General features: G+C 63.3%; 13 protein-coding genes. 7 read left to right on the forward strand and 6 right to left on the reverse strand.

The genetic code is table 11. The annotated features are described in order from the left end of the window. Positions 1-21: 21 nt before the first annotated feature. From GC146_RS12410 to miaA, 6 genes are all read right to left on the reverse strand, one after another. Positions 22-2,097: an ABC transporter ATP-binding protein gene (locus GC146_RS12410; RefSeq protein ID WP_291838965.1), complete on the reverse strand. Its 2,076-nt coding sequence runs from the start codon at positions 2,095-2,097 to the stop codon at positions 22-24. A 67-nt stretch (positions 2,098-2,164) separates the two neighbouring features. Further along, entirely contained in the window at positions 2,165-3,613 is a 1,449-nt protein-coding gene (locus GC146_RS12415) for an ABC transporter permease (RefSeq protein ID WP_291838968.1), read from the reverse strand. Positions 3,614-3,626: 13 nt separating this feature from the next. Beyond that, a complete protein-coding gene (locus tag GC146_RS12420; protein WP_291838973.1) occupies positions 3,627-4,673 on the reverse strand; it encodes an ABC transporter permease in 1,047 nt (348 codons plus the stop codon). Between the two features lie 172 nt (positions 4,674-4,845). Then, positions 4,846-6,522, reverse strand: a complete 1,677-nt coding sequence (locus tag GC146_RS12425; RefSeq protein WP_291838976.1) for an ABC transporter substrate-binding protein — start codon at positions 6,520-6,522, stop codon at positions 4,846-4,848. A 233-nt stretch (positions 6,523-6,755) separates the two neighbouring features. Beyond that, the gene (locus GC146_RS12430; RefSeq protein ID WP_291838980.1) at positions 6,756-7,586 is read right to left on the reverse strand and encodes an AraC family transcriptional regulator; all 831 of its coding nucleotides are present in this window, start codon (positions 7,584-7,586) and stop codon (positions 6,756-6,758) included. A gap of 92 nt (positions 7,587-7,678) precedes the next feature. Further along, entirely contained in the window at positions 7,679-8,548 is an 870-nt protein-coding gene (gene miaA / locus GC146_RS12435; protein ID WP_291838983.1) for a tRNA (adenosine(37)-N6)-dimethylallyltransferase MiaA, read from the reverse strand. Between the two features lie 118 nt (positions 8,549-8,666). Between miaA and pyrH the strand changes: the two genes are divergently transcribed. From pyrH to GC146_RS12470, 7 genes are all read left to right on the forward strand, one after another. Next, positions 8,667-9,392, forward strand: a complete 726-nt coding sequence (gene pyrH / locus GC146_RS12440) for a UMP kinase (RefSeq protein ID WP_291838986.1) — start codon at positions 8,667-8,669, stop codon at positions 9,390-9,392. A gap of 108 nt (positions 9,393-9,500) precedes the next feature. Beyond that, positions 9,501-10,064, forward strand: a complete 564-nt coding sequence (gene frr / locus GC146_RS12445) for a ribosome recycling factor (protein ID WP_291838988.1) — start codon at positions 9,501-9,503, stop codon at positions 10,062-10,064. A 28-nt stretch (positions 10,065-10,092) separates the two neighbouring features. After that, entirely contained in the window at positions 10,093-10,815 is a 723-nt protein-coding gene (gene uppS / locus GC146_RS12450; RefSeq protein WP_291838991.1) for a polyprenyl diphosphate synthase, read from the forward strand. A gap of 2 nt (positions 10,816-10,817) precedes the next feature. Next, positions 10,818-11,609, forward strand: coding sequence for a phosphatidate cytidylyltransferase (locus tag GC146_RS12455; RefSeq protein WP_291838993.1), 792 nt, complete (start codon positions 10,818-10,820; stop codon positions 11,607-11,609). Beyond that, complete coding sequence (dxr, locus tag GC146_RS12460; RefSeq protein ID WP_291838996.1) at positions 11,606-12,784, forward strand: 1-deoxy-D-xylulose-5-phosphate reductoisomerase; 1,179 nt, start codon at positions 11,606-11,608, stop codon at positions 12,782-12,784. Before GC146_RS12455 ends, dxr begins: the two co-directional genes overlap by 4 nt. Then, complete coding sequence (gene rseP, locus GC146_RS12465) at positions 12,781-14,106, forward strand: RIP metalloprotease RseP (protein ID WP_291838998.1); 1,326 nt, start codon at positions 12,781-12,783, stop codon at positions 14,104-14,106. The genes dxr and rseP overlap by 4 nt, the downstream gene beginning before the upstream one ends. A gap of 139 nt (positions 14,107-14,245) precedes the next feature. After that, complete coding sequence (locus tag GC146_RS12470) at positions 14,246-14,371, forward strand: hypothetical protein (RefSeq protein WP_291839001.1); 126 nt, start codon at positions 14,246-14,248, stop codon at positions 14,369-14,371. Positions 14,372-14,455: the final 84 nt, after the last annotated feature.

Genomic DNA, 14,455 nt, shown 5'->3' on the forward strand with positions numbered 1-14,455 from the left:
TCCGGGCGTGCCCGATCGTCGCTATTCGGCGGCGATCTTGATCACCGGTTCCATCGCGGCCAGCTCTTCATCCGAAAGGTGGCACTTGATGTGGTGCCCTTCGGCCATCTTGCGCAGCGGCGGCACCTCGGTATCGCACAAATTGCCCGGCACTTTCGACTTCCAGCTGCAGCGCGTCTGGAACGGGCAGCCCGATGGCGGGTTCATCGCCGAAGGAATGTCGCCTTCCAGCACGATGTGCTTCTTCTGGACCTTGGTGTCGGCAATCGGCACGGCCGACAGCAGCGCCTCGGTATAGGGGTGGTAGGGCGGGCTGAAGACCTGATCGGTCGTGCCCAGTTCCACCACGTGGCCGAGGTACATCACCATCACCCGGTCCGAGAGATAGCGCACGATCGACAGGTCGTGACTGATGAAGAGAAGTGTCGTCTTTTGTTCGCGCTGAATTTCCATCAGCAGGTCCGTGACCGCCGCCTGCACCGACACGTCAAGGGCCGAAACAGGTTCGTCCGCGACAACGATGCGCGCACCGCCGGCAAAGGCGCGGGCGATACCCACGCGCTGTTTCTGCCCGCCTGACAGCTGACGCGGCATTCGGTCGGCAAAGGCACGCGGCAGCTTGACCAGGTCCAGCAGCGTCAACATCCGGTCGCGCCGCTCGGAATCGTTCTTGCCGACCTTGAAGATCTCAAGTGCCCGCATGATTTGCCGGCCCACCGTCATCGAGGGGTTCAGCGTGTCGAAGGGGTTCTGGAACACCATCTGGATATCGGCGACATCCTTGGTCAGGCGCCGTTCGATCGGGGTCGACTGGATCTCGCGGTTGTCGATCAGGATCTTGCCGTCGGTCGCCGTCTCCAGCCCCATCAGCACCTTGGCGAAGGTCGATTTGCCACAGCCCGATTCTCCGACGATGGCCAGCGTTTCGCTTTCGCGGGCCTCGAAGCTAAGGGTCTCGTTGGCCTTGACCACCTTCTTGTCGCCACCACCGAACAGCGCGTTGGCCGCAACCTCGTAATATTTCTTGAGGTTGTCCATCTTCAGGACCACCGGGCCGATGTCGCCCTTGGTCTTGGTGATCACGTCGGCGGGCGGCGCATCCCAGTCAATCTCGTCGAAGCGCAGGCAGCGGGACCAGTGCCGCTCGTTGCCCGGCACGCCAACGATGGGAATGTCGCGCGCGTCACAGCGGCCCTCCTGAAAATAGTCGCAGCGCGGGCCAAAGTTGCAGCCCGGCGGGCGCTCATGGGGCAGGGGGAAGTTGCCGGGAATGGCCACCAGCGGGCGCGCATTCTTGTCCGCACCCGGCAGCGGGATCGACCGGAACAGCGCCTGCGTGTAGGGGTGGCGCATCGTGTCGAACACGTCCGAGATATTGCCGCGCTCCACCGCCTCGCCCGAATACATCACGCAGACCCGGTCGCAGGTCTCGAGGATCAGGCCAAGGTTGTGGCTGATGAACAGCATCGAGGTGCCGTACTTGCGGCCAAGATCCTTGACCAGCTCCACCACGGCCGCCTCAACCGTCACGTCCAGCGCGGTTGTCGGCTCGTCGAGGATCAGCAGTGCCGGCTTGGACATCAGCGCCATGGCGATCACGATACGCTGCTGCTGGCCACCCGAAAGCTGGTGCGGGTAGGCGCGCAGGATGCGCTCGGGGTCGGGCAGCTTCACGTCGGTGACCACTTCCAGCGCCCGCTTGCGCGCCTCGGACTCGCTGATCCCCTCGTGGATCATCGGCACTTCCATCAGCTGCTGGCCGATCTTCATCGCAGGGTTCAGGCTCGCCATCGGCTCTTGGTAGATCATGGCAATTTCCTTGCCCCTGATCTTGCGCAGCTCTTCGGGTGTCATTGAACAAAGATCGCGCCCGTTGAAGCGGATCGCACCCCCCACGATGCGGCCGTTGACGCCAAGGTCCTGCATCACGCCAAGCGCCACGGTGGACTTGCCGCAACCCGACTCGCCCACCAGCCCCAGCGCCTCGCCGGGCATGATCTTGGCCGAGAAATCCATCACCGCGGGGATCTCCCGCAGACGGGTGAAGAAGGAAATCGAAAGGTTGTCGATCTCCAGCAGGGGCTCAGTCTCGGTCATCGGGTTGTCCTTCTTCTGGCCTCAAATACTCCGGGGGTGCGGGGGCTGGCCCCCGCGACCCGTCATGTCAGTCCTTCAGGCTTTCTTCACGCAGGCCGTCGGCCAGCAGGTTGAGCCCCAGAACGAGGCTCAGCAATGCCAGCGCGGGCGCCAGCGCGGGATGAGGATAAATCGACAAGAGCTTGCGCCCGTCGTTGATCGTGGAGCCCCAGTCGGGACTTTCGGGCGGCAGGCCCAGCCCGAAGAAGCCCAAGGTCCCCAGCAGGATCGTCGTATAGCCGATGCGCAGGCAGAAATCGACGATCAGCGGCCCGCGCGCGTTGGGCAGGATCTCCCACAGCATGATGTACCACGGGCCCTCACCACGGGTTTGCGCAGCCGCGACATAGTCGCGCGTGCGCAGGTCCAGCGTCAGGCCGCGCACGATGCGGAACACCGTGGGCGAGTTGACGAACACCACCGAGACGAACACCACGAGGATCCCCGAAGGCACGTCGAACAGGTCCACCCCCGCAGGCAGGAAATGCACCACCGTGCCTTCCTGCGAAATCATCGACAGGTAGACCCAGCCCATCAGGCCAAGCACGATCACAAGGATCGGCGTGCGCTTGGCCGGCTGGGTGTGATAGCGCGAGTTCAGCAGGACCAGCGTGAAGATCAGCGGGAAGATGAACAGGAACATCCCCATGAAGCTCGGGATGCCCGTCGACACGATTTCCGGCGTCACCAGCAGGTAGAACAGCAGGATCACCGGGAAGGCGAGGATGAGGTTGGCAAGGAACGACAGCGCCGTGTCCAGCCGGCCACCGTAATAGCCGGCGGGCAGGCCCAGAGTGATGCCGACCATGAAGGCAAACAGCGTCGCCAGAGGCGCGATCTGCACCACGATCCACGACCCTTCCACCATCCGGCTGAAGACATCGCGCGCAAGGTTGTCGCCGCCCAGCAGGTACCAGCCATAGCTGTCATTGCTCTCCGGCACGGGCATCCCCGGCGGCTTGTTCTTCAGCGCCGCAACTTGGCTTAGCGGATCAAGGGTGGCGATCAGGTGAAAGACACCCGTGTAGACCGCGGTGAAAACCCAGAACATCACGATGCCGAAGCCGATCATCCCGATCATCGAGTCGAACAGCTTGCCGTACAGGCCCAGCCGCCGCTTGTAGTAGATCGAGACCGCGAAGGTCGCGATCAGCGATATCCAGACAGGGGTAAACTGCTTGGACATCGCGCCGATGATGCCGACGTCGCCAACCGGCAGGAACACGCCCAGCACAAGGAAGGCCAGCACGATTACGATGAGCGCCAGGAACAGCCACTTGACCAGTTTTTCAAAAAGGCCAAGTGCGCCGCCGCGCGCCATCAGCGTGCCGTCGGGGTTCGATTGCAGGGTGAGGGCAGGGGCGAAGTAAGACAACACCGTCTGCACGACCACCGCCGCCACAAAGAGCAGGGCAACGATCTCCAGGGCGGGGTCGAGATAGGTACCGATCGGTCCGGTCCAGCTGAGAGGCTCCATGGTCTGTCTCCCGTCAGGAAATGCGGATGCGAGGATTGAGGAACACGTAGCCGATATCCGAAATCAACTGCGTGAAAAGCACGACGAAGACCGACACGACCGAGACGCCCATCAGCAACTGGATGTCGTTGTTGCTGGCGGCCGTCACGAGCGTCCAGCCGAACCCCTTGTAGTTGAAAAGGGTCTCGGTGATGACGACGCCGTTCAGGAGCCACGGGAACTGCAGCATGATGACAGTGAACGGCGCGATCAGAGCGTTGCGCAGTGCGTGCTTGAGAACGATGTTGCGGAACGACACACCCTTGAGGCGCGCAGTGCGGATGTACTGCGCCGTCATGACCTCGGTCATGCTCGCGCGGGTCATCCGGGCGATATAGCCCATGCCGTACATCGCGATCGTCAGCACCGGTAGGGTGAAGTTCACGAATGTCGCGTGTGCCATCGCGCTGGTGGCGGAGCCGTTGAACCATCGGAGCCCCATTGCCGCAGAGGCGAAGACGGCGATGAAGACGACGCCCGAGACGTATTCAGGTGTGGCTGTCGTTGTAATCGATAAGGTCGATAATACCCTGTCGGTGCGCGACCCCTCGTTCATGCCTGCAAGAACACCGACGACCAACGCCGTTGGCACCATGACGATCAGCACCCATAACATCAGCTTGCCGGTCAGCCCCAGCCGGGTGCCCACGATCGACAGAACGCTGTCCTTGAAGACGCTTGATTGCCCCCAGTCACCCTGCAGCACACCGCAGAATTTGTGCGCATCCTCAGGTTTCTGGTCGGGATGAATGCATAGGCCCCGGGTCACACCGTCGGTGCCCTCGATGACGTAGCCTGGAAGAACGCCCAGCCATTCGCCGTATTTCACCAGCATTGGCTGCGCATAGCCACGGTTGGCAAGCCATGTCGTGACCGCATCGTCGGACATCCGCACGCTGGCTTCGGTCTTGGCCAGTTTCTCGAGGTTGGGCCCGAGATTGGTGAGGAAGAAGACGATGAAAGTCAGGCACAGCGCCGTCAGCAGCATAACGCCCAGACGGCGAAGGATGAACAGTCCCATGTTGGCCCCCGTCAGTCATACGGCAGGGTTGGCCCCTGTCCGTTCGTATCAGGCCGCCGGCGACGGCCTGCCGATTGTCGCGGGCCGTGGTGGCCCGAGGATGATGCCAGTCGCGCTGGAGCGCGATGGGCCGCCCGCAGTCACGGGCGGCCCACCTGACTCAAGGCCGCTATCAGGCCTTGAAGCCCAGCTTGTAGACGTGGATCTCGAACGACGGGTGCATTTCGGCACCCACCACGGTCGGGCGGTAGTTGCGATAGAGCGACCGCCAGTAGGGCTGGATGATGACAGCGTTGTCACGCAGGATCGTTTCCACGTCCTTCATCACTTCCTTGCGCTTGTCGGCATCAGCGATGGACATCGCAAGGCTCAGCTTGGTGTCGAAATCCGCGTTGGAAAACGCGGTTTCGTTCCAGGCCTGCCCCGAGACATAGGCCAGCGCCAGCACCTGCACGCCCAGCGGACGGTGGTTCCACTCGGTGATTGACAGCGGGTACTTGGTCCAGTCGTTCCAGAAGGTCGAGCCCGGCAGAACCGTCCGCTTCAGCTTGATGCCCGCATCGCGCATCATCGCAGCCGCGGCATCACCCGAGTTCTTGTCGAACCCGTCGTCAAGCGTGATCAGCTCATGCTCGAAATCGGCCATGTTGGCGGCTTCAAGCAGCGCGACCGAACCCGACGGATCGTACTTGTAGGGCCCAATGTCGTAGTACTCGGGGTGGACCGGGGCTACGTGGAAGTTGTTCGCCACCGTACCGAGGCCGTTATAGCCAAGTTCCAGCACGGTCTTGTTGTCCACGGCCTGGCTCAGCGCCTGACGGACGCGGACGTCCTTGTAGGGCACCACGCCGTTGACTTCGGCGGCCTGGTTGAAACGCAGCACGATCGTTGCACCGGTGACCACCTCGGAGGTGGGCCAGCCTGCCGCTTCGGCCAACTGGATGAAGTCGCCGGTGTTTTCATACAGCATGTCGATTTCGTCAGATTCGATCGCTGCGATCCACGACGCCGGGTCGGTGCCGTAGTCGATGAACTGGATCTCGTCCAGATAGGCGCCGTGATAGCCATCCACCGAATTGCCCCACCAGGTGTGGTTGGGGTTCTTCTTCAGAACCGCCTTCACGCCCACTTCGAAGCTGTCCAGCAGGTAGGCACCGGTGCCGATCTGCTCGTCCTGCATCTTGGCGGCGTCAAAGCTGGGGTGGACAACGGCGGCCGGATAGTCGGCCATGCCGGGGATGATCGAGATGTCCGGACCGTTCAGCGACAGTTTCACGGTGTGATCGTCGATCTTGGTGATCGCGCCATCCTTGGCCTTGCCGGTGGCGTCGTCGATCAGGCTGGCCATGCGACCGGCCATCGAGTTGCCCTCGACACCCTTGTCGCACCAGTAGTTGAGAATCCAAACCACGTGATCGGCGGTGAAGTCTTCGCCGTTGTTCCACTTCACGCCCTGACGGACATGCAGCGTGAACTCGGTCGCATCATCGTTGGCGTCCCAGCTTTCCAGCAGGATGCCGCGGAACGAACCGTCGCGGTTGTATTCAACAAGGTATTCCAGCCAGCCGCGGCTGACGTTGCCAAGCTGCGACCAGTCATAGGTGCGCGGATCTTTAAGCGCGAGCACGGATTGCTCGATGCGCATGACGCCGCCTTGGGTGGCGCCTTCGGTATCGGCTTGCGCGGGGGCCTCAAGGCCCAGCAGGCCATAAGCGGCACTCGCCGTCACACCCAGCGCGGTTGCACGCGTCAGGAACTCCCGGCGGCTAAGCTTGCCCGCCTTTTCTTCCTCGGCATACATCAGCGCGGCGGGGTGGATCGGCTTTCCCGTCGTGATCTCTTGAGTCATTATAGTCTCCCTGTAACCCATTTCTTTTCTTGGATCGGAGGGTGGCACGATGCAGGCCGGGCCGCAAGCGCGGTCCCCGTCCGCTAGGGCTCCCTACCTCTCTCGACCCCAATCCGAACCGTTTTGGACCGGGGAGTCAATGACAGGTTTCGGCATTTCATGTGCGAATGCCGACTTTGGACATGTTCTGATCGCGACATTTGAATGTCGCTGACGGAAAAGTGTTCGCGTAGTCAGTGTATGTTGCCCACTGGCCCTTGACGGCGGAAGCGCGTGGGCGTCAGGCCGGTTTCGGCCTGAAAGCTGCGCGTAAAGTAAGCAGCCGAGGCAAATCCCAGATCGCATGCAATCTGCTGCACCGGTGTGCGCGTGTCGCGCAGCAGCATCCGCGCCTCGTACAGCACCCGATCGTTGAGAAGCTGTAGCGCCGAACGCCCGCAGGTCAGCTTGCAGCACCGGGTCAAGTGGGTCGGCGTAACCCCCAATGCAGCGGCATAGCCGGCCACGCCGGTGCGGGTGCGAAAGTCGCGTTCGATCAGGTCGGAATAGGCCGCGACCAGCCGCGCCGCGGCGCTGGTGGTGCGCAGCGCGACAGGGTCGGTGGCGTGCGCGGACTGCTGGCGCTCGAAGAATACAGACAGCAGGCCAAGCTGGTAGAGCGCCGCACGGTTGTGCCCGGCGCGGTCAGATTTCAGCTCGCGCTCGAGATTGTCGAAAAGACCGGCCAGTTCTTTCTGCGCGGCCACGTCGCGCAACCGCAGGTGAACATGCTCTTCGGGCCAGTCGGCGGCCATCGCGGCGGGGATCTGCAACATCTGGCCGAACACCGTTGGCCCAACCTCAAAGCCGTACATCGTGCCGGCAGGGATGAAGATCATGTTGTTGGCGGTATAGCCGCTGGTCAGTCCCGCAACAGTGATCCGGCCCTGACCCTTGGCCACGAACATCAGGCGCGGCACCGCATGGCTGCGCATCGCCTCGGTCCGCCAGCGACCGGCCTGTGGATTATGCGCAATTGGAAACAATGCCAGGTGCCCGCGGTTGATTTCGGTCGGAATGTTCATCAATGCACCCATATGTTCGAATAGTGAAAGCATGACCGTGCTGTCGCTGTCGATCAACGAAAAATCATCGCGAAAATGGAAACAACTGTGGGCTAGCCTGTGGACAAAGCCGGGATAACCCGCCAGTCGCGCATCCGCGCTCGGAACCATGTCCGCTGACGTTTGGCATAGCGCCGGGTGGCCACCACGGCGGCCTCTTCCGCTTCGGACAAGGTGATCTCACCGCGCAGATGAGCGACCAGTTCAGGCGCACCGATGGCGCGATGAGCGGGCAGGGCAGGGTTCCAGTCCGGCAGCACAGCACGCACCTCGTCCAGCGCACCATTGGCCAGCATTGCCGCAAACCGCTGCGCCAACCGGGGTGTCAGCACTGCCGGCGGGGCATCAACCAGCAGGCGGGTGGCAGTTTCCGGCGGCAAGACCGGCGCCGGCGTTTCTGCATGCCACGCGGCAATGCCGCGCCCCGTGGCTTGCAACACCTCCCACGCCCGTTGCACCCGCGCGCGATTGCGCTGATCAAGTATCGCGGCGCTTTCAGGGTCGAGACCGGCAAGAAGCGCCTCCAGCGTCAATGCATCTGCGGTTGCGCGAATGTCGGGTGGGGTCGCGGGGATCGCGGCCAACCCCTCGGTCAGCGCAGAAAAGTAGAGCCCGGTGCCCCCCACGATGATCGGGCGGGACGGCCCGGACAAAAGTGGCACCACGTCACGCAACCACTGGCCCGTGGAATAGTTGTTGTCCGTCACGTGGCCATAAAGAGCATGCGGCGCGCGCGCCTCGTCCTCGGGTGTCGGGCGCGCGGTCAGCACGCGCCAAAGTGCAAAAACCTGCAGCGCATCGGCGTTGATAACGGTCCCGCCCTGCCGCTCGGCGATCTGCAGAGCCAGCGCGGATTTGCCCGAACCTGTTGGCCCCGCGATCAACACCGGGCGGTCGGCAGGTACGCCCGCCAGATCGATCATGCGCGAGAAGCCTGCATTTGGCCCGCCCTCTCCATTGCACCTGCCGCCCTTTTGGGACATTTTGCGCCGCAACGAAAGGCGTCCGCCGAGGACACCGCCACAACCCCGGGGGACAGCCATGAACGACACCGACAAACCCAAGTTTCGACGCGTCATGCTGAAGATCTCGGGCGAGGCGCTGATGGGCGATCTGGGCTTTGGCCTGCATCCGCCGACCGTTCAGCGCATCGCGCGCGAGGTCAAATCGGTGCAGGATCTGGGTGTCGAAATCTGCATGGTGATCGGCGGCGGCAACATCTTTCGCGGGTTGCAGGGCAGCGCGCAAGGGATGGAACGGACGACGGCCGACTACATGGGCATGCTGGCCACGGTGATGAATGCGCTCGCGATGCAATCGGCGCTAGAGGCGCTTGGTGTCTTCACCCGCGTGATCAGTGCGATCCCGATGGACCAGGTCTGCGAGCCCTATATCCGGCGCCGCGCGGTGCGCCACCTTGAAAAGAAGCGGGTCTGCATTTTCGCCGCGGGCACCGGAAACCCCTATTTCACTACCGACACCGCGGCCACGCTGCGCGCCAACGAGATGAGTTGCGAGGCGATCTTCAAGGGCACCAAGGTGGATGGCGTCTACGACAAGGACCCCAAGAAATTCCCCGATGCCAAACGCTATGACCGGGTCAGCTATGACGAGGTCCTGCAAAAGCATCTTGGCGTGATGGATGCCAGCGCCATCGCGCTGGCCCGCGACAACCACCTGCCAATCATCGTCTTCTCGCTCGACGAACCGGGCGGTTTCCGCGGCATTCTTGCCGGCAAGGGGACCTATACGACAGTCTCGCAATAACGCGCGGGTATACAAGGCCGGCGCCTTGCGGCTATAGACAGGCAAAATCAGGGGCTCGGCGCATCAAGGGCCCCGCAACTACCGGGCCCCGCGAGGGAAAGCAGAGACATGGCAGACGAATTCGAGCTTGATACCGACGATCTTGAGCGCCGGATGGACGGCGCAATCCACGCGCTTCGCACCGAACTGGCGAGCCTGCGGACGGGCCGCGCATCTTCCTCGATGCTCGAGCCGATCATGGTCGACGCCTATGGCCAGATGACGCCGATCAACCAGCTGGGCACCATCAACGTGCCCGAGCCGCGCATGGTCACTGTCAACGTCTGGGACAAGGGCATGATCGGCAAGGTGGAAAAGGCCATCCGCGAAAGCGGGCTGGGCATCAACCCGCAGACCAATGGCCCGATCATCATGCTGCCGATCCCCGAGCTGAACGAGGAACGCCGGCGCGAGCTGACCAAGGTCGCGGGCAATTATGCCGAACATGCCCGCGTGGCGATCCGCAACCTGCGCCGCGATGGCATGGACCAGATCAAGAAGGCCAAGGCCGATGGCCTGTCAGAGGATGACCAGAAATTCTGGGAGGCCGAGGTGCAGGAGCTGACGGACCGCTTCATCAAACTCGTCGACCAGACGCTGGAAACCAAGCAGGCCGAGATCATGCAGGTCTGACCTGCCCCAGCCCGGAGCACCCTTGCCCTTGTCCGATCCCCAGACCCAGAACGGCCCGCGCCACGTGGCGATCATCATGGACGGCAACGGCCGCTGGGCACAGATGCGCGGACGGCCCCGGCTGTTCGGTCATCACGCAGGGGCGCGGCGGGTTCGAGAGATCGTGGAGGCCTGCCCCGACCTCGGGGTGAAGTATCTGACGATCTTCGCCTTCTCGACCGAGAACTGGAAGCGGACCCAGACCGAGGTTGCCGGGCTGATGAGCCTCTTTCGTCGCTACATCCAGCGCGAGTCACGCGATCTTTTCCAGCGCGGCGTTCGGGTCCGTTTCATCGGCGACCGCATCCGGCTTGATGACAAGCTGGTCACGCTGATGGACGAACTGGAACTGCTGACGGCCGGGAATGACCGGGTGCATCTGACCATCGCGCTGAACTATGGCGGGCGCGACGAGGTCACGCGCGCGGCCAAGCGGCTGGCCCTCGAGATCGAGAAAGGGCGGCTGAGCCACAAGGATGTCGACGCCGAGACGCTGTCGCGCTTTCTCGACACCCATGTGCTGCCCGACCCGGACCTTGTGATCCGCACCAGCGGCGAGGCGCGGATCTCCAACTTCCTGCTCTGGCAGTCGGCCTATGCCGAATACATCTTCGTCGACACCCTCTGGCCCGATTTCACGGCCGCGGAATTCGCGCGCGTGCTGGCCGAATACGGCGTGCGCGACCGCCGTTTTGGCGCCGTGAAAGCCTGATCATGGCCGGAGCCACCGAGCGCTGGTCTGATCTTGGCACACGGGTTGTGTCGGGCGTGCTGATCGCGGTGCTGGGCTTTCTGGGCGTGATCGCAGGTGGCACGGCGTTTGCCGTTCTGGTCGCGGCTGCGACCGGCGCGATGGTGTGGGAGTTGGTGCGTCTGGCCGATCCTGCCGCGGGCGGACGCGCCCTGATCCTCGGGATCCTTGGTGGCGGGCTGCAGGTAGGGGTCGCCGCACTTGAACCGGGCTATGGCCTGGTGCTTTTGATCGCAGTGCCGCTGGTGGCCGCGGCGATGGCCAGCCGGCTGCGCCTGCCACTGGCGGTCTATGGTGCGGCGATGATGCTGGCGGCCTGGTCGCTGGTGCTGTTCCGGGCGGGCGGCGTGCTGGGCGTGCTCTGGATCATTCTTGTCGTCATGGCCTCCGACATCGCCGGCTATTTTGCCGGGCGGATGCTGGGTGGGCCAAAGTTCTGGCCGCGCATCAGCCCGAAAAAGACCTGGAGCGGCACCGTGGCCGGTTGGCTGGGGGCCGCCTTCGTTGGCGGTATCTTCGTGGCCTATGCCGGCGCAAGACCGCTGCTGATCCCGTTGTCGATGCTGACAGCCTTTGCCGGCCAGATCGGGGACATCGCCGAAAGCGCCCTGAAACGTGCGGCGGGGGTCAAGGACAGCTCGTCCCTGATCCCCGGCCATGGCGGCGTTCTCGACCGTCTCGACGCGCTGCTGGGCGCGGCACTTTTCGTTTTCGTGGTGCGGTTGGCCTCGGTCGGACTGGGGGTTGCACCGTGAAAAGGGTCAGCGTTCTTGGCGCGACCGGATCGATCGGACAGAACACGCTGGACCTGATCGCGCGCGCGCCTGACGATTACGAAGTCGTCGCACTGACCGGCGGGCGCAACCTCGATCAACTGGCGGCAGATGCGGTCCGCTTGCGGGCACGCCGGGCCGTCACCTGTCATGACGACGCCTATAGCGCCTTGAAAGAGCGGCTTGCCGGCACCGGTATTGCGGTGGCCGCGGGGGCTGCGGCGGTGGCAGAGGCGGCAACAGAGCCCGCGGACTGGGTCATGTCGGCCATTGTCGGCGCGGCCGGGCTGGTGCCGGGGATCGAGGCGCTGAAACAGGGAACGTCGCTGGCGCTGGCCAACAAGGAATCGCTGGTGACGGCCGGCGCGCTGGTTCTGGGTACGGCACGCGCGCATGGCGCCACGATCCTGCCGGTCGACAGCGAACATTCGGCGGTATTTCAGGCGCTTGTGGGCGAGGATATGGCGGCGGTCGAGCGGATTATCATCACCGCCTCGGGCGGCGCCTTCCGCGACTGGCCGTTGGAAAGGCTCGCGACCGCGACGCTGGCCGAGGCCAGCCAGCACCCCAACTGGGCGATGGGCCAGCGTATCACGATCGACAGCGCATCGATGTTCAACAAGGCGCTGGAACTGATCGAGGCGCATGAATTCTTCGGCGTCGCCCCCGACCGGATCGAGGCGGTGATTCACCCCGAAAGCCTGATTCACGCGCTTGTCGGTTTCAACGACGGGGCGCTAATGGCGCATGTTGGCCCACCCGATATGCGCCACGCGATCGGCTACGCGCTGCACTGGCCCGAACGGCGGCACCTGCCGGTCGCGCGGCTGGATCTGGCGCAGATCGGTCAGATGACATTCCGCGCGCCGGATCTTGACCGCTATCCCGCGCTGGGCCTTGCGCGGCGGGTCATGGAGCAGGGCGGACTGACGGGGGCCGCCTTCAACGGCGCCAAGGAACGCGCACTGGATGCCTTCATCGCCGGACATATCGGATTTCTGGACATGAGCCGCGTGGTCACGGAAGTTTTGGACAAGATGTCTTCCCAAGACGGGCTGCAAAATGTCGCAATGTCCCTAGATACCGTTCTGCACACAGATCGACTGGCCCGAGTCAGGGCCGACGAAGCGATCGCCCAATGGAATGAGAGCGCATGACCCAGATCCTGCCTGAATTCGGGAGTACCCTGTTCACCCTGGCGGCCTTTCTTGTGGCACTGTCGATCATCGTCGCGGTCCATGAATACGGACATTACATCGTCGCCCGGTGGTCAGGCATCAAGGCCGATGTCTTCTCGCTGGGTTTCGGACCGGTCGTCTATAGCCGGGTAGACCGGCGCGGTACGCGCTGGCAACTCGCCCTTCTGCCGCTGGGCGGCTATGTGAAGTTCCACGGCGACAGCAACGCCGCCAGTGTCGGCAGCACGCCGGTGGCTGCCTCTGAACAGCGCCAGACGATGCTTGGCGCGCCACTTTGGGCCCGTGCGGCCACTGTCGCGGCCGGGCCCGTCTTCAACTTCATCCTGTCGATCGGCATTTTTGCCAGCGTTGCGATGCTGCATGGCCAGACGGCAGACCCGCTGACGATGTCGAAGGCCGATCCGCTGCCGCCGGGCTATGTGCAGCAATTGCAGCCGGGTGACCAGATTCTGGCGATCGCGGGACAGGCCACGCCGGCCTCGGCCGATTTCGATGGTTATCTCGAGCGCCTGCCGGTCGAACCGGTGCTGGACTATACCGTGCGCCGCAACGGGGCCGAGACGGTGGTGCAGGGGCCCTATCCTTATCCGCCGGCGATTATCGGCGTCAGCCCGACCTCTGCAGCAAACGATGCCGGTCTGAAACCGGGCGATGTCATTACCGCGATCGACGGCAAGCCGATCTTTGCCTTCTCGCAGATCGTGTCCAACGTGTCTGCTTCGGGTGGCAAGCCGCTGCTTCTGGACATCTGGAACAACGGTCAGACGCGGACGGTCACGCTCAGCCCGCGCCGGGTGGACCTGCCCAAGGCCGGCGGCGCCTTCGAGACGCGGTGGCTGATTGGCGTGACCGGCGGATTGTTCTTCGAGCCGGTGACGATGGCCGTCGGGCCGTTGCAAGCTGTGCAGATGGCGGTCAGCCAACTGTGGTTCATCCTGACGTCATCCTTGTCGGGGTTCGTTCACATGATGTCCGGCGCGATCTCGTCGTGCAACATCTCGGGGCCGATCGGCATCGCCCAGACCAGTGGTGCGATGGCGGCACAGGGTGCAGCCAGTTTCATCTGGTTCGTCGCAGTCCTTTCGGCGGCAGTCGGGCTTCTCAACCTGTTCCCGATTCCTGTTCTTGATGGCGGCCACCTGGTGTTTATCGGCTGGGAAGCCATAACCGGCCGCGCGCCGGGCGGGCGCACCCTGCAGGTGCTGATGGCCGCCGGCCTGTCGTTGATCCTGGCCCTGATGGCCTTTGCCGTAGCCAACGACCTGTTCCTCTGCCACTGAGCACGGATCAGCCGATGGGGAACGGGTGCAGTCCGGAGCAGCCCTGAACGTCGCGCTTTGGCCAGTCATTTGCCGCGATCTTGCCATATTTGGTCGCCATTTCTGGGCCTGTAACGTTTTTTGCCAATGGATTCCGATCATGCAGACCCTGACCTCCAGCTATCGCGGACTGTCCTTCCTGATCGACATCAACCGTGACCGTCTTGTCGCGGTGGTGGTGATCCTCATGTCGCTATGGGTGGCATCCCATATCGGTGTGCACTGAACGCTCCACAGACCTGTCCACAGATCAATCCACAGGCTTGCGCCGGGTCAGCGGCGATGCAGTGACACAACGGATTTGGAACGC

The organism is Limimaricola sp., assembly GCF_016125575.1.
GTDB lineage: Bacteria > Pseudomonadota > Alphaproteobacteria > Rhodobacterales > Rhodobacteraceae > WGLM01.

Coding starts and splice junctions, on each gene's coding strand:
- GC146_RS12410 (WP_291838965.1), bottom strand. CDS start 2,097: ATGACCGAGACTGAGCCCCTGCTGGAGATCGACAACCTTTCGATTTCC.
- GC146_RS12415 (WP_291838968.1), bottom strand. CDS start 3,613: ATGGAGCCTCTCAGCTGGACCGGACCGATCGGTACCTATCTCGACCCC.
- GC146_RS12420 (WP_291838973.1), bottom strand. CDS start 4,673: ATGGGACTGTTCATCCTTCGCCGTCTGGGCGTTATGCTGCTGACGGCG.
- GC146_RS12425 (WP_291838976.1), bottom strand. CDS start 6,522: ATGACTCAAGAGATCACGACGGGAAAGCCGATCCACCCCGCCGCGCTG.
- GC146_RS12430 (WP_291838980.1), bottom strand. CDS start 7,586: ATGAACATTCCGACCGAAATCAACCGCGGGCACCTGGCATTGTTTCCA.
- miaA (WP_291838983.1), bottom strand. CDS start 8,548: ATGATCGATCTGGCGGGCGTACCTGCCGACCGCCCGGTGTTGATCGCG.
- pyrH (WP_291838986.1), top strand. CDS start 8,667: ATGAACGACACCGACAAACCCAAGTTTCGACGCGTCATGCTGAAGATC.
- frr (WP_291838988.1), top strand. CDS start 9,501: ATGGCAGACGAATTCGAGCTTGATACCGACGATCTTGAGCGCCGGATG.
- GC146_RS12455 (WP_291838993.1), top strand. CDS start 10,818: ATGGCCGGAGCCACCGAGCGCTGGTCTGATCTTGGCACACGGGTTGTG.
- rseP (WP_291838998.1), top strand. CDS start 12,781: ATGACCCAGATCCTGCCTGAATTCGGGAGTACCCTGTTCACCCTGGCG.
- GC146_RS12470 (WP_291839001.1), top strand. CDS start 14,246: ATGCAGACCCTGACCTCCAGCTATCGCGGACTGTCCTTCCTGATCGAC.